At 69.9% G+C, this 20,488-nt stretch carries 20 protein-coding genes; 11 read left to right on the forward strand and 9 right to left on the reverse strand.

Going from position 1 to position 20,488, the window contains the following annotated elements:
• Positions 1-96: 96 nt before the first annotated feature.
• Together AC6CH2_RS07995 and AC6CH2_RS08000 are read left to right on the forward strand one after the other, a co-directional pair.
• Positions 97-1,575: a DUF3667 domain-containing protein gene (locus AC6CH2_RS07995; RefSeq protein ID WP_498268771.1), complete on the forward strand. Its 1,479-nt coding sequence runs from the start codon at positions 97-99 to the stop codon at positions 1,573-1,575.
• Positions 1,572-1,901: a DUF4286 family protein gene (locus AC6CH2_RS08000; RefSeq protein ID WP_498268772.1), complete on the forward strand. Its 330-nt coding sequence runs from the start codon at positions 1,572-1,574 to the stop codon at positions 1,899-1,901. The genes AC6CH2_RS07995 and AC6CH2_RS08000 overlap by 4 nt, the downstream gene beginning before the upstream one ends.
• 457 nt (positions 1,902-2,358) lie before the next feature.
• Here the strand turns inward: AC6CH2_RS08000 and AC6CH2_RS08005 are convergent, their stop codons facing one another.
• Positions 2,359-3,009 (reverse strand): DUF3106 domain-containing protein, encoded by a 651-nt coding sequence (locus AC6CH2_RS08005; protein WP_498268773.1) that lies wholly within the window; start codon positions 3,007-3,009, stop codon positions 2,359-2,361.
• The gene (locus tag AC6CH2_RS08010) at positions 2,996-3,922 is read right to left on the reverse strand and encodes a hypothetical protein (RefSeq protein ID WP_498268774.1); all 927 of its coding nucleotides are present in this window, start codon (positions 3,920-3,922) and stop codon (positions 2,996-2,998) included. The genes AC6CH2_RS08005 and AC6CH2_RS08010 overlap by 14 nt, the downstream gene beginning before the upstream one ends.
• Before the next feature lie 542 nt (positions 3,923-4,464).
• Between AC6CH2_RS08010 and AC6CH2_RS08015 the strand changes: the two genes are divergently transcribed.
• Entirely contained in the window at positions 4,465-6,723 is a 2,259-nt protein-coding gene (locus AC6CH2_RS08015; RefSeq protein ID WP_498268775.1) for a primosomal protein N', read from the forward strand.
• An 874-nt stretch (positions 6,724-7,597) separates the two neighbouring features.
• Here the strand turns inward: AC6CH2_RS08015 and AC6CH2_RS08020 are convergent.
• A complete protein-coding gene (locus tag AC6CH2_RS08020; RefSeq protein ID WP_498268776.1) occupies positions 7,598-8,485 on the reverse strand; it encodes an NYN domain-containing protein in 888 nt (295 codons plus the stop codon).
• Positions 8,486-8,654: 169 nt separating this feature from the next.
• On the opposite strand from AC6CH2_RS08020, the gene tal reads away from it, so the two are divergent.
• Both tal and AC6CH2_RS08030 read left to right on the forward strand, forming a co-directional pair.
• A complete protein-coding gene (gene tal / locus AC6CH2_RS08025; RefSeq protein ID WP_498268777.1) occupies positions 8,655-9,605 on the forward strand; it encodes a transaldolase in 951 nt (316 codons plus the stop codon).
• A 16-nt stretch (positions 9,606-9,621) separates the two neighbouring features.
• Positions 9,622-10,908 carry an NAD(P)/FAD-dependent oxidoreductase gene (locus AC6CH2_RS08030; RefSeq protein ID WP_498268778.1) on the forward strand — a complete coding sequence of 429 codons (1,287 nt, stop codon included), beginning with the start codon at positions 9,622-9,624 and terminating at the stop codon, positions 10,906-10,908.
• A 99-nt stretch (positions 10,909-11,007) separates the two neighbouring features.
• Here the strand turns inward: AC6CH2_RS08030 and AC6CH2_RS08035 are convergent, their stop codons facing one another.
• Positions 11,008-11,475, reverse strand: coding sequence for a DUF1203 domain-containing protein (locus AC6CH2_RS08035; protein ID WP_498268779.1), 468 nt, complete (start codon positions 11,473-11,475; stop codon positions 11,008-11,010).
• Positions 11,476-11,639: 164 nt separating this feature from the next.
• Positions 11,640-12,518, reverse strand: coding sequence for an RNA polymerase sigma factor RpoH (gene rpoH, locus AC6CH2_RS08040; protein ID WP_498268780.1), 879 nt, complete (start codon positions 12,516-12,518; stop codon positions 11,640-11,642).
• Positions 12,519-12,969: 451 nt separating this feature from the next.
• On the opposite strand from rpoH, the gene AC6CH2_RS08045 reads away from it, so the two are divergent.
• On the forward strand, positions 12,970-13,449 hold the full coding sequence (locus tag AC6CH2_RS08045; RefSeq protein ID WP_498268781.1) for a hypothetical protein: 480 nt from the start codon (positions 12,970-12,972) through the stop codon (positions 13,447-13,449).
• Here AC6CH2_RS08045 and pdxR read toward each other — a convergent pair.
• Positions 13,446-14,909 (reverse strand): MocR-like pyridoxine biosynthesis transcription factor PdxR, encoded by a 1,464-nt coding sequence (gene pdxR / locus AC6CH2_RS08050; RefSeq protein ID WP_498268782.1) that lies wholly within the window; start codon positions 14,907-14,909, stop codon positions 13,446-13,448. The genes AC6CH2_RS08045 and pdxR overlap by 4 nt on opposite strands.
• 116 nt (positions 14,910-15,025) lie before the next feature.
• Here pdxR and AC6CH2_RS08055 point away from each other — a divergent pair, with 116 nt between their 5' ends.
• Genes AC6CH2_RS08055 through AC6CH2_RS08065 form a run of 3 tightly spaced genes read left to right on the forward strand, consistent with a single transcriptional unit; the run spans position 15,026 to position 17,089 of the window.
• Positions 15,026-15,730 carry a glutathione binding-like protein gene (locus tag AC6CH2_RS08055; RefSeq protein ID WP_498268783.1) on the forward strand — a complete coding sequence of 235 codons (705 nt, stop codon included), beginning with the start codon at positions 15,026-15,028 and terminating at the stop codon, positions 15,728-15,730.
• A 41-nt stretch (positions 15,731-15,771) separates the two neighbouring features.
• Entirely contained in the window at positions 15,772-16,578 is an 807-nt protein-coding gene (locus AC6CH2_RS08060) for an MBL fold metallo-hydrolase (protein WP_498268784.1), read from the forward strand.
• Between the two features lie 37 nt (positions 16,579-16,615).
• A complete protein-coding gene (locus AC6CH2_RS08065) occupies positions 16,616-17,089 on the forward strand; it encodes a cupin domain-containing protein (RefSeq protein WP_498268785.1) in 474 nt (157 codons plus the stop codon).
• A gap of 9 nt (positions 17,090-17,098) precedes the next feature.
• On the opposite strand, the gene AC6CH2_RS08070 is transcribed toward AC6CH2_RS08065, so the two are convergent.
• From AC6CH2_RS08070 to AC6CH2_RS08080, 3 genes are all read right to left on the reverse strand, one after another.
• The gene (locus AC6CH2_RS08070; RefSeq protein WP_498268786.1) at positions 17,099-17,455 is read right to left on the reverse strand and encodes an ArsR/SmtB family transcription factor; all 357 of its coding nucleotides are present in this window, start codon (positions 17,453-17,455) and stop codon (positions 17,099-17,101) included.
• A gap of 70 nt (positions 17,456-17,525) precedes the next feature.
• Entirely contained in the window at positions 17,526-17,981 is a 456-nt protein-coding gene (locus AC6CH2_RS08075) for an SRPBCC family protein (protein ID WP_498268787.1), read from the reverse strand.
• A 116-nt stretch (positions 17,982-18,097) separates the two neighbouring features.
• Positions 18,098-18,940: a helix-turn-helix domain-containing protein gene (locus tag AC6CH2_RS08080; protein WP_498268788.1), complete on the reverse strand. Its 843-nt coding sequence runs from the start codon at positions 18,938-18,940 to the stop codon at positions 18,098-18,100.
• Between the two features lie 141 nt (positions 18,941-19,081).
• Between AC6CH2_RS08080 and AC6CH2_RS08085 the strand changes: the two genes are divergently transcribed.
• Both AC6CH2_RS08085 and AC6CH2_RS08090 read left to right on the forward strand, forming a co-directional pair.
• Positions 19,082-20,065: an alpha/beta fold hydrolase gene (locus AC6CH2_RS08085; RefSeq protein ID WP_498268789.1), complete on the forward strand. Its 984-nt coding sequence runs from the start codon at positions 19,082-19,084 to the stop codon at positions 20,063-20,065.
• Positions 20,066-20,090: 25 nt separating this feature from the next.
• The gene (locus AC6CH2_RS08090) at positions 20,091-20,471 is read left to right on the forward strand and encodes a hypothetical protein (RefSeq protein WP_498268790.1); all 381 of its coding nucleotides are present in this window, start codon (positions 20,091-20,093) and stop codon (positions 20,469-20,471) included.
• Positions 20,472-20,488 lie beyond the last annotated feature (17 nt).

Consider the following 20,488-nt stretch of genomic DNA (forward strand, 5'->3'; position numbering starts at 1 on the left):
GGCCGCGCATCCGGTCTAGGGCGCTGGCGCCGGGTCGCGGCGGACGGCTATCTTACCCGCTCGAAAGTGAAGGCCGGGGAGCCTGATCGATTCCAGATGAGCGACTCTTCATCCCAAACCGCCGGCGGCCACGGCGACCTGACCCATTGCGAGAACTGCCAGACCTTGTTGCAGGGGCATTACTGCCATCACTGCAGCCAGTCGGTGGTCAACCCGATCCGCCACGCCGGCCACGCACTGGAAGAAGTGTTCGAGTCGTTCTGGCACCTGGACGGGCGCATCTTCCGCACCTTGCGCGATCTGCTGTCTCCGGGCCGGGTCGCCCGCAACTACATCGGCGGCCACCGCGTGCGCTACGTCGCGCCGCTGCGCCTGTTCGTGATCGTCTCGGTGCTGACGTTCTTCGTCGCCCAGTTCGCGATCCACATCGACGAAAACAGCAATCTCATCCAGTTCGACGACGCGCAGGGCGCGACCGTGCGGCTGGGCAACAGCAAGAAGGCGATCAAGCGGGCCAAGAGCATCGCCGAGGTCGAGGCCCTGCGCACGCGCACGGTGACCGAGCTGCAGGCCGCCGCCGATGCGGTGCCGGCGCAGGCGCGCAACCCGATCGAAGTGTCGATCCGCAATCTCAACCGCCAGGCCGACAAGCGCATCGATGCGCTGCGGGTCGCGCAGGGGCTCGACGGCGCCCAGGTCGCCGCGCAGCAGGCCGAAGGCCGGCGCGAAGGACTGATCCCGCAGGTCGACGCGCTGGCCGAGGCCAAGACCCTGGCCGAGGTCGAAGCCGCGCGCGACGAGCGCATCGCGCCCCTGCGCGCCGAGTTGGCCAAGCTGGCGCCGCAGTCGGACCCGGCGCTCGAACTGGGCAACCGCATCCGCCGGATCAACGCCGAGGCCGGCTGCCGCATCGCCCGGCTGCAAAGCGCTCACGCCGTCGCCAGCGAAGGCCGGGCGACGCGCGAGTCCGATCACGACCGCTACGGCGAAGCCGATTGCAACGACATCGACGACCCGCTGTCGTTCAACGGCAAGCCCTGGAACGCGCAGACCAATCCGCTGACCGTGAGCTGGTGGCCGAAGTTCGCCAACGACTGGCTCAACAAGCAGGTCGGCCGCGGCGAGGCCAATTTCAAACTGCTGCAGAAAGAACCCTGGCGTTATTTCCACAAGCTGCTCAGCGCGGTGCCGTCGGCGCTGTTCCTGATGGTGCCCTTGTTCGCCCTGCTGCTGAAACTCGCCTACCTGGGCTCGGGCCGCGGCTACCTGGAGCACCTGGCGGTCGCCTTGTACAGCCACGTCTACCTGTGCCTGTCGATCCTGGCGATCTTCGTGCTGATGATGCTCGGCAACGCCATCACGCCGCACTGGAGCGCGTTCGGCTGGATCAGCGGGACCGGCATCGGCCTGCTGTGGGCGTGGATGCCGCTGTACCTGCTGATCATGCAAAAGCGCGTGTACGGCAACGGCTGGCTGTTGACCCTGCTGCGCTACAGCGTGATCGGCACGCTGTACTTCGTGTTGTTCACCTTCGCCGCGATGATCCTGATGGTGGCCGCCGTGGTGCGGATGTGAGCGCGCACCCGGGCGGGGAAACGATCTACGAGGTCGACCTCGATCTCGACGCCTCCATCGCCGAGGCCTATCTGCAGTGGCTGCGTCCGCACATCGCCGAGATCTGCGCGCTGCCGGGCTTTCTCGGCGCCGACCTGCACGAAATCCTGGAGCCCGCGGCGCCCGACGGCCGCGTGGCCCTGTGCGTGCGCTACCGCCTGCGCGACCCGGCCGCCCTCGAGGCCTACCTGCGCGAGCATGCGCCGCGGCTGCGCGCCGACGGCGTGGCTCGCTTCGACGGCCGCTTCAGGGCCTCGCGCCGGGTGTTGCGCACGCTGCCGCGCTGACTCGCGACGCGCCCGCGCCGATCGGCCAACGGCGACGGCGCGACGCTCGTCCTCTCGTTGTTTCGGCGCCGGCCGCCGTCGTCGGCGCGTAGTGCCGCACCTCCTCGATCGCGCCGATGTAGCCGCCGATCGCGGCGAGGAAGTCGCGGAATTCCGGGCTGCGGCGAAAACCCTGCAGATCGCCCTAGTCGCTGTCCCAATCGATCCGCAACAGATAGCGATGCGGTTCGCTGGCACAGCGCGAGAGCTAGTAAGCCAGACAATGCGGCGAAGCCTGCCACCCGGCGGCGGCGCGCGCGTAGTCGCGCTCGAACGCCTCGCAGGCGTCGGGCGCGAGGGTGTAGCGAATGTATTCGACGATCATGCCGCGGACCTGACGGAAGCTGACAACGACGCTGGCAGGCCTCGGCGACCGCCGATGCAACAAGGTTCGCCGCCGCCACCGCGGTCACGCCGCTCAGCGCTGCAGTTCGTCGCTGAGCCAGGCGCCGCGGTTCGGCGCCGGGGTCGACAGCAGCCCGCTGCGCAAGCGCTGGCGGTCGTGCGGCGGGGTGCGCTGGACCAGCACCGCCAGGTCCTTGCGCTGCATCGGCGTCATCGCGCGCAAAGCCGCCCGCATCGCCGCGTGCTGGCCCTCGGGCATCTGCGCCAGCAACGGCTGCAGGGCCGGGTAATCGGCGCCGAGCGCGGGGCCGAGCAGCCAGCCGCGGCGTTCGCTGCGGTCGAGCGCGTCGAACTGCGCGCGCAAGGCCAGTTGCCGGTCCGGCGGCAGCGCGGCGTAGCGCGCCGCCGCGGCCTGGACCTGGGCGCGTTCCACCGCGCTCAGCGCCTGCCAGGCCAGATAGCGTTCGCGGCGCTCGCCGCGTTGCTGCGCGCCCAACGCATCCCATTGCGCCGCGCGGTGATTGAAGTCGCGACGCTGGTCTTGATTCCAGCCGGCCCAGCGTTGGCCGTTTTCGCGCAAGCGCGCCTGTACCGGCGGCGGCAGGCGCTGCAGGATCTCGCTCAGGTCGGGCGGCAAGGCCGCGGCCGGGGCCAACACCGCCGCCACGGCGAGGATCAGGCCGCCGAACCCGCGACGGCGACGGTGACGGTCATTGCGACACATCGTTGCTCTCCAGGCCGTCGGTTTCGGACTCATGATTTTGCGACCCCGGTGCCGCGGCAGGGGTCTCCGGCGCAACCGCGGCATCGAGCGGCGGCGGCGGCAGCAGCGGGATCGTGCCGGCGTCGCGCGCGGCCAACCAGCTGTGGAAGTCGACCTCGTTCGCCGCGGCCTGGCCTGCGGGATCGGCGAGCAGCTCGAAATCGCGGTGGGCGACCAGCCCGGCTTCGTGGCTGTAGCGCTCGGCCGGAGCGGCCGCATCGGGCAGGGCGCTGATTCGCACCCCGTCCGGACCGTCGAGCCAGCCGCCGGCCAGTCCCCCGAACGACCAGAAGGTCGCCGCGAACGCCAGCGCGCACAGCGCCAGCAGGCCCCACAGCACCGGCATCAGCCAGCGCGGACGCGGGCGCGGCGCAGCCGTCGCAGTGGCGCCGGGGCCGGTAGCCGCCGCCACGCCCTGCAAGGCCGCCTCGCGGACCTGGCCGAGCCGTGCCAGGCGTTCGGCCGGCAGGGTCTTGATCCGGCGGTGCACCTGCTCGCGCAGTTGCTGCCAGGCCTGCGGATCGGCGCGGCCGTCGGCATGGCGCGGCAGGGCGCGTTGCAGGGCCAGGCGGTAGGTCGCCGGGGCGACGCCGAGCACCGCCGCGGCCTCGCCTTCGCCGAGCCCGGCGGCCAGGCGCAGCAGCAGGGCGGCGCGCGGGCCGCTGCCGAGGTCGGCGAGCCGGTCGGTGGCCTCGACCGCGATCGCGACCGGGGTGCGATGGCGCAGGCCGGGCTGGGACAGCAACAGCGCCCAGAACCGGGTCGGCCAGTCGCTGAGCGGGGCTTCGGCGGCGACTTGGCGGAAACCGGCCATGGCCGAGGCCAGCGCGGCGTCGCCGGCAGCGGCATCGCCGGCCTGCAGTTCGGCCAGCACCGCGCCGCGCCGTTCGACTCCGCGAAGGAAGGCGGAGAGGGCTGCCGGAGCGTTTTGCCGGGGGGCGGAAGGGCCTGCGGCCGGGGGTCTGGAACTCATCGGGACGGCTTCACCATACGCTCCATCATAGCGAGGCTGGCGACCCGCAAAACCGCTTGACAAACCGTCGACGCGCGCCAGCGCGAAGCAGGACGCGGCTTGCGGCCAAAAGTGGTTGTGCACAGCAGTAATGGAAACGTCATCAAGCCTTGGGGTGACGCCCCCAGGAACCGCATGACAGCCATGTTTCACGACTAAGCCATTGATAATTATAAAAATAACCGCGTTGGCACTTTTTTCACCAACCTAACCCGAGGGCTTATTTCAACGCTCTCGCGCCCCGCTGCCGACCCGCCATGCACAGATTTATCCACAGCCCGTGTGGATAAGGAGGTTTTTCTTTCGTATACCGCGACTTACGTGATTATTGTCACGTAACCGCGAGCTATGCCCCGCAACTCCTTCGGCTGCCGCCGATCGTTCGCGGTCGCTAGACTGGCGCCATGCCCGAGGCCCTCTTTCCGCCGCCCGCGACCGTCTGGCGCGTCGCCCTGCCGCTGCCGTTGCCGCGGCTGTTCGACTACCTGCCGCCCGGCGGCCAGGCCGACGGCGAGACCGGGACTGCGGTCGGTCACCGGGTACGGGTGCCGTTCGGCCGCCGCGAACTGGTCGGGGTGGTCGCCGAGGTCGGCGCGCCCGAGTACGAGGTCGACCCGGCCGCGCTCAAGACCGCCCTGGGTCGGATCGACGCCGATCCGCTGCTGCACGGCGAGCTGTTCGATTCGCTGCGCTGGCTGGCCCGCTACACCCATGCGCCGCTTGGCGAGGTTCTGGCGACCGCCCTGCCCGGCCCGTTACGCCACGGCGAAGCGCTGCCCGACACCCACGCCTGGGCCTGGCGCCTGACCGAGGCCGGCCGCACCGCCCGCGAAAGCCTGCGCAACGGCCGCCCGCGCCGCCTCGCCGACCTGCTGCAGGACGGCCCGCAGGACGAAGACCGCCTCGACGAGGCCCTCGACGACTGGCGCAGCGCCGCGCGCGCCCTGGCCAAGCGCGCCCTGGCCGAACGCATCGCGGTGCCGGCCAGCGCGCGCGCCCCGGCGCCACGGCCGGGGCCGGCGCTCAACGAAGAACAGCAGGCCGCGGTCGACACGGTGCTGGCCGCCGACGGCTTCGTGCCGTTCCTGCTCGACGGCGTCACCGGCAGCGGCAAGACCGAGGTCTACCTGCACGCGATCGCCGACTGCCTGGCGCGCGGCCGGCAGGCCCTGGTGCTGGTGCCCGAGATCGGCCTGACCCCGCAGACCCTGGCGCGCTTCCGCGCCCGCCTCGGGGTGCCGATCCATGCCCTGCACTCGGGCCTGTCCGATCGCGAACGCGCCCGCACCTGGGCCGCGTTCGCGCGCGGCGAGGCGCGGGTCGCGGTGGGCACCCGTTCGGCGGCGTTCCTGCCGCTGCTGCAGCCGGGGCTGATCGTGATCGACGAGGAGCACGACGGCAGCTTCAAGCAGCAGGACGGCATCCGTTACCACGCCCGCGACTTCGCCCTGGTCCGGGCCAAGGCGCTGAACATACCGATCCTGCTCGGCAGCGCGACGCCGTCGCTGGAGTCGCTGCGCAACGTCCAGGCCGGCCGTTACGGCCATCTGCGCCTGCAACGCCGCGCCGGCCAAGCGCAGGCGCCGCAGGTGCGGGTGGTGGACGTGCGCAAGCGCCCGCTCGAGGCCGGGCTGTCGCCGGAACTGGTCGACGCCATCGCCCGCGCGCTCGACGCCGGCGGCCAGGTGCTGGTGTTCAAGAATCGCCGCGGCTATGCGCCGGTGCTGCTATGCCACGACTGCGGCTGGACCGCGCACTGCCCGCGCTGCAGCACCCCGCTCAAGGGCACGCCGATGACCGTGCACGGCGGCGGCCGGCGCCTGCAATGCCACCACTGCGGCACCCGCCGACCCGCCCCCGACGCCTGCCCCGACTGCGGCGGCCTGGCCTTGCAATCGCAGGGCGCCGGCACCGAGCGCATCGAAGAGTCGTTGAGCGCGCGCTTCCCCGACTACCCGGTGCGGCGCATCGACCGCGGCACCACCCAGCGCCGCGACGCGCTCGAACAGCACCTGGCCGAATTCGGCACCGCGCCCGGCATCCTGGTCGGCACGCAGATGCTCGCCAAGGGCCACGACCTGCCGAACCTGACCCTGGTCGCGGTGGTCGGCATCGACGAAGGCTTGTTCAGCGCCGACTTCCGCGCGCCGGAAAAACTCGCGCAGTTGTTGATCCAGGTCGCCGGCCGCGCCGGCCGCGCCGACAAACCCGGCCAGGTGCTGCTGCAGACCCATCACCCCGATCATCCGCTGCTGCACACCCTGTTGACCGGCGGCTATGCCGCGTTCGCCGAAACCGAACTGGCGCAGCGCGAGGCCGCCGATTTTCCGCCGTTCGCGCACATGGCCCTGCTGCGCGCCGAAGCGCAGGAGGTCGACGCCGCCAACGCGTTCCTGGCCAAGGCGCGGCGCGAGATCGACGCCTTCGCCGACCCGCGCCGGCGCCCGCCGCCGGGGCAGCGGCCCGCATTGGAGATCAACGGGCCCTTGCCCGCGCCGATGCCGCGCCGCGCCGGCTACCAGCGCGCGCAGCTGATCCTGACCGCGCTGGAGCGGCGCCACCTGCACGCCGCGCTGGACGCCGCGCTGCCGACGATCTATGCCTGCCCGGAAGCGCGCAAGGTGCGCTGGTCGCTGGATGTGGATCCGATCGATTTGTATTGAGTTGCGCTTCTGGTGTCGCGCAAGGTTTTGCCGCTGCGAATTCACCCCGACAGGCGCGACGTGAGTCGCGACCGGGGACGCGCAGAGACAACGAGGCCGTCGTCATTCGTCGAAGCGGCGCGCCCGCGCCAGGGTAGGAGCGGCGCAAGCCGCGACCGACATGTCCCAATGTCGCGTCGTCCTCGGGTGTGTCCCTGTAGGAGCGACGTGAGTCGCGACCGCGGAACGCGCAGACACGGCAGGGCCATCGTCATTCGTCGAAGCGGCGCACCCTCGCCAGGGTAGGAGCGGCGCAAGCCGCGACCGCCATGTCCCAATGTCGCGTCGTCTTCGGGTGTGTCCCTGTAGGAGCGACGTGAGTCGCGACCGCGGAACGCGCAGACACGGCAGGGCCGTCGTCATTCGTCGAAGCGGCGTGCCTTCGCCAGGGTAGGAGCGGCGCAAGCCGCAACATCGCTGGGATGGTCTTGCAGCGCTTCTCTCGTGGGAAGATCAAGATCAAACCCAAAGCTTCCGCCACTAAAGCGGCGGGTTACTTTCTTTTGTCTAAAGCAACAAAAGAAAGGTAACCAAAGAAGTTGCTTTTTCTTGAATCACAGGCCCGCACGAGCGATGCCGACGCAGGGATTTTCCATACGGGACATCGCTGTCCCGATGAAAAACGGCCCGCATCCCTGCGGGCCGCCCTTTGGGTCTTCTATTGCCTTGGCTAGTGCGAAACTACGCACGGCCACGACCAAGGCCAATGCAGAGGCACAGCCAAACCACGGCGCAGGACTATGTTTCGTGCCCCAAAAGAACATCGCGGCCATCGACGATTCGCGGTCGCGGCTTGCGCCGCTCCTACCCTTGCTGCGTCGCTCTGCGCACGGCATCAGGTCTTGGGCTTGACCTTCGGTTTGTTCGCAGCGGGCTTGTTCGCCGGTGCCTGGTTCTGTGCCGGCTTGTCCGCCGGCGGTTTGTTCGCGGCAGGCTTGGCGGCCGGCGGGGGGTTCGCCGGCGGTTTGCTCTCGGATGTTTTCTTCGCCCCGCCCTTGGGCTTGTCGCGCACCCACACGGTCAGGTTGTCGCGGCGTATCTCGAACAGGCCCATCGCCTCGATCAGGTCGCTGAGTTTGCGGTAGCCGTAGTTGCGCGGATCGAACGAAGCCTGGTTGCCGATCTGTTGTCCGATCGTCGCCAGGCGCGACCAGCCGTCGTCGCCGCCGGCGGCGTCGACCGCACGGCGCAGCATCTGCACCAGGCGCGTGTCGCTGCGCAGGTCCTTGGCGCTGCGCGCCGGGGTCGCCGCGCTCTCGTCGGGCAGGCCGTCGACGCTGACCGGCTGGGCCAGGGCCTCGACATAGGTGAACTTCGAGCAGGCGTTGACGAAGGGCTCGGGCGTCTTCTGCTCGCCGAAGCCGTAGACCTTGGCGCCCTCGGTCAGCAGGCGCATCACCAGCGGGGTGAAGTCGGCGTCGCTGGAGACGATCGCGAAACCGTCGAGGTTGCCCGCATACAGCAGGTCCATCGCGTCGATCACCATCGCCATGTCGGAGGCGTTCTTGCCCTTGCTGTAGGCGAACTGCTGCATCGGCCGGATCGCGTAGTCGTGCAGCACCGCTTCCCAGCTCTTCAGGTTCGGGCTCTTCCAGTCGCCGTAGGCGCGGCGCACGTTGGCGATGCCGTAGCTCGCGACCTCGGTCAGGATCACGTCGATCTTCGCCGCCGGCGCGTTGTCGGCGTCGATCAGCAGCGCGATGCGTTTTTCCTCTGCGGCCATGCGATTCCCCTGCGGGCCGGTGCCGGCCCTGTCGCGGCCAGCCTAGCGCAAGCCCGCGATCGGCGCTTTGCCGCGGCCCGGCGGCCGAAACGGGCGCCACAGTCATGACGCGCTAACCTCGATCAGTGAGAATGGCGGGGACCCTAACGACACGACACCTCTCATCGCCATGACCAATCAGCTCGAACAACTGCGCGCACTCTCCGCCGTGGTCGCCGACACCGGCGACATCGAAGCCATCGCCCGCTTCCGCCCGCTCGATGCGACCACCAACCCCTCCCTGCTGCTGAAGGCCTCGGCCTTGCCGGCCTATGCGCCGCTGATCCAGACCGCGGTCGCCGCGGCGCAGGGCGCCGACACCGCCGCGCGCGTCAACGACGCCGGCCTGCGCCTGGCCGTCGCCATCGGCGGCGAAATCCTCAAGCTGATCCCCGGCCGCGTCTCCACCGAAGTCGACGCGCGCCTGAGTTTCGATACCGACGCGACCCTGGCCCAGGCCCGCCGCATCGTCGAGCTGTACGAGCAGGCCGGGATCGGCCGCGACCGCCTGTTGATCAAGATCGCTTCGAGCTGGGAGGGCATCCGCGCCGCCGAGCGGCTCGAACGCGAAGGCATCCACTGCAACCTCACCCTGCTGTTCTCGTTCGCCCAGGCGGTGGCCTGCGCCGAGGCCGGCGTGTACCTGATCTCGCCGTTCGTGGGCCGCATTCTCGACTGGCACCTCGCCAACGGCACGCCCAAGCCGGCCACGCCCGCCGACGACCCCGGCGTGCAGTCGGTCGCGCGCATCTGGCAGTACTACAAGCGCCACGACTACGCTACCGTGGTGATGGGCGCTAGCTTCCGCAACACCGGGCAAGTGCTCGCGCTCGCCGGTTGCGACCGCCTGACCATCTCGCCGGAGCTGCTCGGCGAACTCGAAGCCGGCCAAGACCCGGTCGCGCGCGCGCTCGACGACGACGGCCAGCGCGCCGCGCCCGGCGCGGCGCTCGACGAGGCCGGGTTCCGCTGGCAGCACAACGAGGACGCGATGGCGACCGACAAGCTCGCCGACGGCATCCGCCGCTTCGCCGCCGACCAGCGCAAGCTCGAAGAGCTGCTTACCCGTCATCTCGGCTGATCGAGGTTCCATCGTCATGAGCGATTCCCGCAAGCACGTCGTCATCGTCGGCGGCGGGTTCGGCGGTCTGTGGGCGACGCGCGCCCTGGCTTCGGCCGAGGTGCGCATCACCCTGATCGACCGTCGCAACCATCATCTGTTCCAGCCCCTGCTGTACCAGGTCGCGACCGCCGGCCTGTCGGCGCCCGACATCGCCGCGCCGCTGCGCCACATCCTGCGCAAGCAGGCCAACGTCGAGGTGCGCCTGGGCGAAGTCACCGGCATCGCCGCCGACGCGCGCCAGATCAGCCTCGCCGACGGCGAGGTCGTCGGCTACGACTACCTGCTGCTCGCCAGCGGCGCGACCCATGCCTATTTCGGCCACGACGAGTGGGCCGACGACGCGCCGGGCCTGAAGACCCTCGACGACGCCCTGCACATCCGCCGCCGGGTCCTGCTCGCGTTCGAGCGCGCCGAGGCCGCCGAAACCGAGGAAGAACGCTCGGCCTGGCTGCACTTCGCCGTGGTCGGCGGCGGCCCGACCGGGGTCGAACTCGCCGGCACCCTCGCCGAGATTTCGCGCAAGACCCTGCGCCGCGAATTCCGCCGCATCGACCCGGCGCAGGCGCGCGTGCGCCTGATCGAGGCCGGCCCGCGCGTGCTCTCGAACTTTCCCGAATCGCTGTCGGAAAAGGCCCGCGCGCAATTGCAGCGGCTCGGGGTCGAAGTCGTCACCGGCACCCCGGTCGCCGAGATCGACGGCCGCGGTTATCGTCTCGGCGCCGAGTTCGTACCGTCGCGCACCGTGCTATGGGCAGCGGGCGTCGCCGCGTCGCCGCTCGGCGCCCTGCTCGATGCGCCGCGCGACCGCGCCGGCCGGGTCCTGGTCGAACCCGACCTCAGCGTGCCCGGGCATCCGGAGATCTTCGTCGCCGGCGACCTGGCCAGCGTCAAGCAGGCCAACGGCCAGCCGGTGCCCGGCGTCGCGCCCGGGGCCAAGCAGATGGGCGCTCACGTCGCCTCGGCGATACGCGCTCGCCTCGGCCATCGCGCGGTCGAGCCGTTCCGTTATGTCGACTTCGGCAACCTCGCCACGATCGGCCGCCGCGCCGCGGTGGTGGATCTGCGCGGCTTCAAGTTCTCCGGCTTCCTCGCCTGGGTGTTCTGGCTCGCCGCGCACGTGTTCTTCCTGATCGGCTTCCGCAACCGCCTGATCGTGATGCTCAACTGGTCGTGGGCGTACTTCACCTACCAACGCCACGCCCGCATCATCTTCGGCACCGGCGAGCCGACGCGGACCGGCGGCGCAACACCGCCGTCGTGAAAGCAGAACGCCGCGCGCTGCGTCGTGCATCGCTGCGGCTGCGACGAAGGGCGCCTCACGGCGCCCTTCGTATCGGCTGCGGCGGGCCGCAAATTCGCCTCAGACGCGATCGATCCGGCACAGGAAGCACCCGGTGCGGGCGTTGTGGGCATGCACTTCGGTCGTGTCCGGATCCTCGAGCAGTTCCGCCAGCACCGCTTCGGCGTCGGCCCCGTCGATGGCCCGCGCGCCGCGCATCCACCCTTCGGCGTCGTAGGCGCGCAAGGACAAGTTGCGGGTACGCAGGAACGGCGGCAGCGCGTCGTCGTACGAGGCCGTGGCGGCGCCCTCGCGCACGTAGATCGGGCCGCTGGAGCGATACGGGCCGTCGCAGGGATGATGCTCGTAGGTCAGCAGCAACACCGAGTCGCCGGGCGCGGCGTCGGCCAGGCTGATCCGGCAGGGGTAACCGTTCGGCGAGTCGGCGACGACGCGGCGCATGCCGTGCGCGCGCAGGCTGGCGTCGTCGAGCGCGCCGAGGGTGGCGAAAGGTTCCGGCGACAGGCCGGTGATGCGATAGCGAGACATGGCGCGATTCCCTGGAGGACAGGCAGGCAACGTAGTCCCGTCCCGCGCGCGGCGATATCCGCTTCTTGCGCTGCGCGAACGCGAACGCCGCGCGGGGTTCGCGCACCGCAAAAACGAACGGCCCGGTTTCCCGGGCCGTCGTCGTCGAACTCGTCCGTCGCCGCTCAGGCGGCGAACAGGCCGCGCATCTTCTTCAGCGCATTGGCTTCGATCTGGCGGATGCGCTCGGCGCTGACGCCGTACTCGTCGGCCAGTTCCTGCAAGGTGATCTTGCTCTCGGCATCGAGCCAGCGACGCTTGATGATGTCGCGCGAACGCGCATCCAGGCCGGCGAGGCCTTCGCGCAGCAGGGCGAGCTGGCTGTCTTCCTCGTCCTCGCGCTCGTACGACTGCGACGGGTCTTCGTCGCTCGCGCGCAGGTAGGCGGCCGGCGAGGGCGGCGCATGATCGTCGTCTTCGTCGGACGGCGCGTCGAAACCGATGTCGCGGCCGGACAGGCGCGATTCCATTTCCAGCACTTCGCGCTCGGAGACGTTGAGGTCCTTGGCGACCAGGCGCACTTCCTCGGCGTTCATCCAGCCCAGGCGGGTCTTGCTCCTGCGCAGATTGAAGAACAGCTTGCGCTGCGCCTTGGTCGTGGCGACCTTGACGATGCGCCAGTTCTTGAGGATGAATTCGTGCATCTCGGCGCGGATCCAGTGGACCGCGAACGAAACCAGGCGCACGCCCTGATCGGGGTCGAAACGCTTGACCGCCTTCATCAGGCCGATGTTGCCTTCCTGGATCAGGTCGCCGATCTGCAGCCCGTAGCCGTTGTAGCCGCGGGCCACGTGGACGACGAAGCGCAGGTGCGAGTGAACGAGTTCGCGGGCCGCGTCGAGGTCTTCCTCGTCGCGGAAGCGGCGCGCCAGCGCCTGCTCGTTCTCCACGCTGAGCACCGGGATCTGGTGCACGGCGCCGATGTACGCGTCCAGCGAACCGAGCGCGCTGGGCACAGGCAGGTTGTTGGCGACTAGAGCAGTGGATCGGGCGATAGAGGTCATGGGGGTCATCTTAGCAGTCGCGATATATGACTGCTAAAGCTGGAGAAAGTTCACAGTGTTGCGGTACTGGAACGGGCGATCGGGCCTGGAGCGGCCCGGGCGGCGGAGCGCCGGACCGGTGAGCGGCGGCGCGGACATCAACATACCCTTTGCAATTAATAACTTATTAAAGCCGACCGAGCGCCGGGCCGGTTCGGGCCGGGGCCCGGGCGTTCGAACCACCGACCTCGGCACCGTCCGCCGGCTGAACCGGCGCAACGAAACACCACTATCGGCCCGATCCGGGCGCACATTCCATCAGGACCGGGGTCCCAGATCGCGAGATCGGCGCGAGACGGGCCGGCGACGACCCGGAGTTCGACCCCGGATCCGCGCCAGGGTTCCCCGCCGGCCGCCTCGCCCCGGCGGCCGGCGCGCCCTACAGTGGGGCGTCGCCCTCCCCGGACCGCCCGTGATCCAGCGTAAGACCCAGCAAGACGCCACCGGCTGCGGCCTGGCCTGCGTGGCGATGCTCGGCGGCATCGGCTATGTCCAGGCGCGGGCGCTGGCGCGCCGGCTCGGCATCGGCCCGCGCGACCGGGTGCTCGGCCGCGGCGGCCGAGCCCGCACGGTGCGCAACGCTTATTTCAGCGACGCCGGGCAGTTGCGGCGCATGCTCGAACTGCTCGGCCTGCACGCGGGGCCGGAACGCCGCCTGGCCCGCTGGGATGCACTCGACCGCAGCGGCATCGCCGGCATCCGCTACAACCGCCGCGAGGACAGCTGGCACTGGGTGGTCTACCTTCACGGCGACGAAGGCGGCCGGGTGCTCGACCCGAACCCGCGCGTGCGCAGCGAACGCAGGACCGACTTCGGCCGGATGAAGCCGCATTGCTTCATCCCGGTGTCGACCCCGGCGTCCTCGGACCGAGCCCGGCCGGCGCCCGGCTAAGCGTTGCCGAGCGCTTCCAGCGAGCGGCGGAACCGCCGCAGGGCCGGGGCGATCTCGCCGGCATCGATTACCCCGTAACCGAAGCTCAGCGCCGGCCGCTCCAGCGCATTCATCGCATAGTCGCCGACCGACTGCGCGCCGGGCAGCTCGCGCAGCATGCGGGCGAGGATCGCCGGCGCCAGCGCGGGGTCGCGGATGCGCGCGGCCAGGTGCAGGCCGGCCTCCGACGGGATCGGCTCCAGCCACGGCGCCAGCTCGCGCCGCAGGCCGTCGAGCAGGACCTCGCGGCGCTCGCCGTAGATCGGCCGCATGCGCCGCACGTGGCGGGCGAGATGACCATCGCGAATGAACGCCGCGAGCACCGACTGGGTGATCGTGTCGCAGTGCGAATCGGCGCAGTGCTTGACCGTGATCAGGGCGTCGCGCGCCCACGCCGGCGCCACCACGAAGCCCTTGCGCAGCGACGGGAACAAGCTCTTGGAAAAGGTGCCGACGTAGAACACCAGGGCGTCGCGATCCAGAGTCTGCAGCGCATCGAGCGGGCGGCCGCCGAAGCGGAACTCGCCGTCGTAGTCGTCCTCGATCACCACCGCGCGATGGCTGCGGGCGAATTCGAGCAGCGCCTTGCGCCGGCGCAGCGACAAGGCCACGCCGGTCGGCGACTGGTGCGACGGCGTCACGCTGATCACGCGCACATCCCCGGGCAGGCGATCGACGCACAGGCCCTCGTCGTCGACCGGCATCGGCACCAGCCGCGCACCGGCGGCGGCGAAGGCCGCGCGCAACGGCGGATAGCCCGGCTCCTCGACCGCGACCCGGGTCTCGCCCGGCGTCACCAACAGCCGCGCCAGCAAGTCGAAGGCCTGCTGCGCGCCGGAGGTGACGATGACGTCGCCGGCCGCGCAGGCGACCGCGCGCGCGAACGCGACGTGCTGGGCGATCGCCTCGCGCAAGGCGGGGATGCCTTCCGACGGCGGATAGCCGAACCGCGTCTTCGACCATTCGCGCAGGCTCTGCGCCGACAAACGCCGCCAGACCTCGTGCGGGAAATGGCGATGGTCGGGTATGCCCAGGCGGAAGCAGCGCTCGGGCAGGTCGCGCGGCGGCGAGGGATGCAGGAACGGCGCGCGCCACAACGGGTTCAGGCGCGGGTCTTCCGGTCCTTGCGGCAAATGCGCGGGCGCGCGCCGGTCGCGGCGGCCGGCGACGTCGGCCACCACCGCCTTCGCGCCCTTGCGCGGCAGCGCATACCCCTCGGCGATCAGCAGGTCGTAGGCGGCGACCACGGTGTTGCGGGCGACGCCGAGTCCGCCGGCGACCCGACGCGTCGCCGGCAGCGGCGCGCCCGCGGGGAGGCGGCCGTCGAGGATCGCCGAGCGCAGTTGCTGGTGCAGTGCCTGGGTCAGGCGGCCCTGGCCGTGCTCCGGCAGGGCGAGGGGAAACGGGAAAACTGGCCCCATAAAATCCAACCGTTTTGGCTCATCCAGGGCACCAGTCTATTCCTAAGCTGGCTCCACGGATGCGGCGCCGCGCCGCCCGGTCCCTTCTCAACGAACCGTCCCGACGAGCCCTCCCAATGATCGATCTTTACTACAGCCCGACCCCGAATGGCTTGAAACTGCGGCTGTTCCTGGAAGAGTCCGGCCTCGCCCACCGGATCGTCCCGGTCAGCCTGTCGGCCGGGGAACAGTTCCGCCCCGAGTTCCTGGCCATCTCGCCGAACAACAAGATCCCCGCGATCCTCGACCACGCGCCGCGCGACGGCGGCGAGCCGCTGGCGGTGTTCGAGTCGGGCGCGATCCTGCTCTACCTCGCCGAGAAGACCCGCCGGCTGCTGCCGGACGACGCCCGCGGTCGGCTCGAAGTCACCCAGTGGCTGTTCTGGCAGATGGCCGGGCTCGGCCCGATGGCGGGCCAGGCCGGTCACTTCCGGGTGTACGCGCCGGAGCCGCTGGCGTATGCGATCGAACGCTACACCCGGGAGGTGCAGCGTCTGTACGGCGTGCTCGATCGCCGCCTCGCCGGCCGCGCCTATCTCGCCGGCGACGACTACTCGATCGCCGACATCGCCTGTTACCCCTGGGTCGTGCCGCATCTCGGGCTCGGCCAGGACCTCGCCGCGACCCCGCACCTGCGGCGCTGGTTCGACGCCATCGCCGCGCGCCCTGCCACCCAGCATGTCTACGCCGGCATCGACGATCCATACGGCAAGGCACCGGCGCTGTCGGACGAAGCGCGAAAGCTGCTGTTCAACCAGGGCCCGGCGAAGGCCGAGGCCTGAACCGCTCCGCGCCCGCATAACCACTTTGGATGAGGCCTGCCATGCCCCTGCCGATCTGCGAAACCTGCGGCACCCAGTTCGCCGCTCATGCCGGCTTGCCGGCGCATTGCCCGATCTGCGAAGACGAGCGCCAGTACGTCGGCTGGCAGGGCCAGACCTGGACCAGCCACGAAGCGCTGGCGCAAGCCCATAGCCTGCGGCTCGAAGACGACGCCGGGGTGCTCGGCATCGGCCTGGCGCCGGCGTTCGCGATCGACCAGCGCATGCTGTATCTGCAGACCGACGCCGGCAACATCCTGTGGGAGTGCCTGGCCCTGGTCACCGACGAGGCCGTCGCCGAACTGCGCGCGCGCGGCGGCGTCGATCTGATCGCGATTTCGCATCCGCACTTCTACGCCTCGATGGTCGAGTGGAGCGAAGCGCTCGGCGGCGTGCCGATCCTGCTCCACGAAGCCGATCGCGAATGGGTGCAGCGCCGGTCCGAGCGCATCCGCTACTGGCGCGGCGACGAATACAGACTCTCCGAGGGGGTAACCCTGATCCGTTGCGGCGGCCACTTCCCCGGCAGCACCGCGCTGCACTGGAAGCACGGCCCGCGCGCGGGCGGCGCGCTGTTCCCGGGCGACGCGCTGCAGGTCGTGTTCGACCGCCGACACGTGACCTTCATGTACAGCTATCCCAACTACATCCCGATGAAGCCCAGCGACGTGCGGGCGATGCGCGAACGCCTCGCCGGCTATGCGTTCGAGGACGTCTACGGCTACACCTGGGGCCGCAACATCGTCGGCGGCGGCCGCGAGGCGGTCGAGGCATCGTTCGATCGCTATTTCGCCGCGGTCGCCGGCTGAGCCGCGCCGCGCCTCCCTCTTCCTACGAGACAATCCCATGTCCAGCGGACTCGATGCCCTGCGCGACTACCTGCCCGCGCGTTTCACCACTACGGCCGAGCTGCCGTGGATTCCCTCCTCGACGCCGGGCAAGGCCGCCAAGCCCCTGCGCTTCCTCGCCGACGACCGGGGTTTCGTCGAACTGCTGCGCATGGACCCGGGCGTGGTCATGCCGCTGCACCGCCACACCGGCGAGATCCACGCCTACAACCTCAGCGGCAGCCGCCTGCTGTGCAGCGGCGAACTGATCGGACCGGGCGACTACGTCTACGAACCGCCGGGCAATACCGATTGGTGGAAGATCGTCGGCGACGAACCGATGATCGCCCTGGTCGTGGTGATGGGCACGGTCGAATTCCTCGGCCCCGGCGGTGCGGTGCGGCTGCGCGCCAGCGCCGAGACCCAGCGCGCCGAGTACGCGCAGTACTGCCGCGAACACCGGCTGCCGCTGCACGACCTGGCGGAACGATGAGCGGCGGCTTCAGTCTTCGACGAAGGCCTTGAGCCGCAGCAGCGCCTGGTCCCATTGCTGCGCGATCGCATCGAGCGAGCGCCGCGCTTCGTCCAGTTGCGCGGGCTCGAACTCCCACAGGCGTTCGCGCCCGGCCTTGAGGTCGCGCACCAGGCCCGCTCCGGCCAGCACCTGCAGGTGCTTGGTCACCGCCTGGCGGCTGATGTCGGTGCCGCCGGTGAGCTGCGCGATCGACATCGCCCCGCCGGCGCACAGGGCCACGACGAGACGCAGGCGAGTCTCGTCGCTGAGCGCGGCGAACACCCGCGCCGACCTGAATAGAGACGGTTTGGACACGACCGGCTTGGACAGGGACGGCTTGGACACGACCGGTTTGAGCAGGGCCGGTTTTCGCGGTGCCGGCCCTTTCGAGGCGTGCCGGGCCGAAGCTCCCGGCTTAGCCAACATAGCGCTCGATGTTCTTCATCTGCTCGTCCCAGCCGCCGCTGTTCATGCGGAAGGCTTCGTCGCGGCGCGAGGCCGGCACGCGGTCGAAACCGGACTCGACCACCCGCAGCAAGGTGCCGCCGTCGGCCTCTTCGAGGGTGAACTCGACCAGGGTCGGGGCTTCCTGCGAATAATCGACCTCGGGGTCGACCGCATAGGGATGCCAATGGAAGGACAGCAGGCGCTCGGGCTCGACGCGCTGGACCTCGACCTGCATCAGCAAGTGCTCGTAGCCCGGATAGGTGATGTAGCCCTGGGTGGTCTGCCCGGGCACGAAGCGTTGGCCCTCGAAGCGGACGCCGAACCATTGGCCGAAGGACTCGGCGTCGGCGAGGGCCTGCCAGACCCGCGAACGCGGCGCCTTGAGCAGGATCTGTCTTTCGATACGGTCGGTGGATGCGGTCATGGCGGTTACCTCCGAACCGAAGGCTAGCCCCGCCCGAATCGAAACGCAACCATTTGGTTGCATTATCGGATTCGTCCCGCCGGCGCCGGGCGCTCGAGACCCGGCGTCCGGCTCGCTCAGGCCGCGAGCGAGCCGTCCTGCAAAGCGCGGCAGAGCTGCGCGGTGGCCTCGTCCATCGGGAAACAGCACTCCACGTGCAACTCGTCGATGGTGACGTCGCGCGGGGTGCCGAAGGTGGTGATGGTCGAGAAGAAACGCAGCTCGTACCGGTCGCGGCGCAGGATCGTGGTCAGCAACGGCGACGGCGCCGCATCGAACTGGCGCCGGCGCCAATGGCTCGGCACACCGGGATAGGCCATGGCCTCGTCGAGCAAGGCGCGCGCCACACCGTCGCCCGGTGTCGCCGCGACCGCGGTGTGCAGATGGCGGATCAGTTCGCCGGCCACTTCTTCCCAGTTGGCGACCGCCGGGCGCAGGTCTTCGGGGTCGAAGATCTGCCGGATCATGTTGGCGTGGCGGTTGGGGCGGCCGCGCATGACGAAGGCATTGGTGCGCACCGCGGCCTCGTTGGCCATCAGCACGTCCCAATGCCGGTTCAACAGGAACGCCGGATACGGCTCCTGCTGCTTGAGGATGAATTCGATCGCGCGCCGGATCTGAGCGAACTCGGGTGTCGCCAGCGAGGTCTCGGGATACTTCGGCGCGAAGCCGGCCGCCACCAACAGCGCGTTGCGTTCGCGCAGCGGCATGTCGAGCGCGTCGGCGAGCTTGACGATCATCTCGCGGCTCGGCTGCGACTTTCCGGTCTCGACGTAGCTCAGATGCCGCGCCGATACGCCCGCATCCAGGGCCAGGTCCAGCTGGCTCCAGCGCCTGACCCCACGCCATTCGCGCAGCAACGCGCCGACGCCCTGATCGCGCGGGCGGGTTTTCGGATTCGGTGCGAGGGCAGCGCTCATGCGGCCATGATAGGAGCCGGCCACCCGCAAAACCATGACCTGCGAGGTCATGAAGATTACACCTGCGGCGTCATTGCCGGCATGACCGCGCGCGCCAATCATCGCCTCCCATCGAAACGCCCTCGGGCCCCTGGAGACGACATGAATCGCAGAACCTTCCTCCACCTCGGCGTCGGCGCGGCCAGCGTCGGCCTGCTCGGCGCCTGCGCCACCGGCCTGTCCGGCGCGACCGCGGCCAGTGCCGATGCCGTCCCCTGGAACGCCGCCGCTTTCCATGCCGCGCGCCGCTACCTGGCGACGTCGTTCGGCGAGATCGCCTACGTCGAACGCGGCCAGGGGCCGGTGGCTCTATTCCTGCACGGCTTCCCGCTCAACAGTTTCCAGTGGCGCGGCGCGATGGCCCATCTGGCGCCGTACCGCCGCTGCATCGCCGCCGACTTCATGGGCCTGGGCTATACGCGCGTCGCCGAGGGCCAGAGCGTGGCGCCGGATGCGCAGGTCGACATGCTCGCGACCCTGCTCGACCGGCTCGGCATCGACAGCGTCGACCTGATCGCCAACGACAGCGGCGGCGCGATCGCGCAGATGTTCCTGGTCGAGTACCCGCAGCGCGTGCGCAGCATGCTGCTGACCAACTGCGACGTCGAGAACGACAGCCCGCCGGCCGCGGTGGTGCCGGTGATCGAAGCCGCGCGCCGCGGCCGCTTCGCCCTCGACACGTTTCCGCCGCAACTGGCCGACCACGACTTCGCCCGTTCGGAAAAAGGCATCGGCGTACAGTGCTTCACCTATCGCGATCATCCGACCGACGAGGCGATCGAGACCTACTTCGCCCCGCTGGTCAGCACGCCGCAGCGCACCCGCCTCACCGACGCCTACGCGATGGGCCTGGACCCGAACCCGCTCGCCGGCATCGAGGCGGCGCTCAAGCGCTGCATCCAGCCGGTGCGGATCGTGTGGGGCACCGGCGATACGATTTTCTCGCCGGCCAGCCCGCGTTACCTCGACCGCCTGTTCCCGAACTCGCGCGGCATCCGTTTCATCGAAGGCGCGAAGCTCTTCTATCCGGAAGAGTTTCCGGAAGTGATCGCGCACGAAGCGCGCCGGCTGTGGGCGACGCTCTGAGCGCAGCGCCGCGCGGCGCGCCGGCATGACGTTTGTCACCAATCGTGGCCGCGCGGGCGCGTTTCGACGACAACGAAGATGTTCGTGCCTGGCCATCGCCAGGCTCGTGTCTCGGCCAAAACGGCGGCGCAAAGCCGCCGTCGTGCGTTGCGCGATGGCCGCCGATGCGCCGCTGGTAGGCGCTCGCGCTCCGTCCATCGGTTTCGCCTTGTCTCTGCGTACAGCCAGCGCCATTACGCTGTCGGATCGAGACGTCGCCATCGCGTCGACGCTCGTGCCGCCGTCCGCGCATCGCGCTTGCAACCCTGGGTACGATCGCGGCATCACTGTCAGCAAGCCTACTCACGGCGCCGCCTTCGATGCCCTCACTGCCGCGTTTCCGAGTTCACCGCCCATCGCCCGGTAAGATTGCGAACGCACGCT

It is taken from the genome of Lysobacter sp. GQ73 (assembly GCF_059758755.1).

Coding starts and splice junctions, on each gene's coding strand:
- AC6CH2_RS07995 (WP_498268771.1), top strand. CDS start 97: ATGAGCGACTCTTCATCCCAAACCGCCGGCGGCCACGGCGACCTGACC.
- AC6CH2_RS08005 (WP_498268773.1), bottom strand. CDS start 3,009: ATGTGTCGCAATGACCGTCACCGTCGCCGTCGCGGGTTCGGCGGCCTG.
- AC6CH2_RS08015 (WP_498268775.1), top strand. CDS start 4,465: ATGCCCGAGGCCCTCTTTCCGCCGCCCGCGACCGTCTGGCGCGTCGCC.
- AC6CH2_RS08020 (WP_498268776.1), bottom strand. CDS start 8,485: ATGGCCGCAGAGGAAAAACGCATCGCGCTGCTGATCGACGCCGACAAC.
- tal (WP_498268777.1), top strand. CDS start 8,655: ATGACCAATCAGCTCGAACAACTGCGCGCACTCTCCGCCGTGGTCGCC.
- AC6CH2_RS08030 (WP_498268778.1), top strand. CDS start 9,622: ATGAGCGATTCCCGCAAGCACGTCGTCATCGTCGGCGGCGGGTTCGGC.
- AC6CH2_RS08035 (WP_498268779.1), bottom strand. CDS start 11,475: ATGTCTCGCTATCGCATCACCGGCCTGTCGCCGGAACCTTTCGCCACC.
- rpoH (WP_498268780.1), bottom strand. CDS start 12,518: ATGACCTCTATCGCCCGATCCACTGCTCTAGTCGCCAACAACCTGCCT.
- pdxR (WP_498268782.1), bottom strand. CDS start 14,909: ATGGGGCCAGTTTTCCCGTTTCCCCTCGCCCTGCCGGAGCACGGCCAG.
- AC6CH2_RS08055 (WP_498268783.1), top strand. CDS start 15,026: ATGATCGATCTTTACTACAGCCCGACCCCGAATGGCTTGAAACTGCGG.
- AC6CH2_RS08060 (WP_498268784.1), top strand. CDS start 15,772: ATGCCCCTGCCGATCTGCGAAACCTGCGGCACCCAGTTCGCCGCTCAT.
- AC6CH2_RS08065 (WP_498268785.1), top strand. CDS start 16,616: ATGTCCAGCGGACTCGATGCCCTGCGCGACTACCTGCCCGCGCGTTTC.
- AC6CH2_RS08075 (WP_498268787.1), bottom strand. CDS start 17,981: ATGACCGCATCCACCGACCGTATCGAAAGACAGATCCTGCTCAAGGCG.
- AC6CH2_RS08080 (WP_498268788.1), bottom strand. CDS start 18,940: ATGAGCGCTGCCCTCGCACCGAATCCGAAAACCCGCCCGCGCGATCAG.
- AC6CH2_RS08085 (WP_498268789.1), top strand. CDS start 19,082: ATGAATCGCAGAACCTTCCTCCACCTCGGCGTCGGCGCGGCCAGCGTC.
- AC6CH2_RS08090 (WP_498268790.1), top strand. CDS start 20,091: ATGACGTTTGTCACCAATCGTGGCCGCGCGGGCGCGTTTCGACGACAA.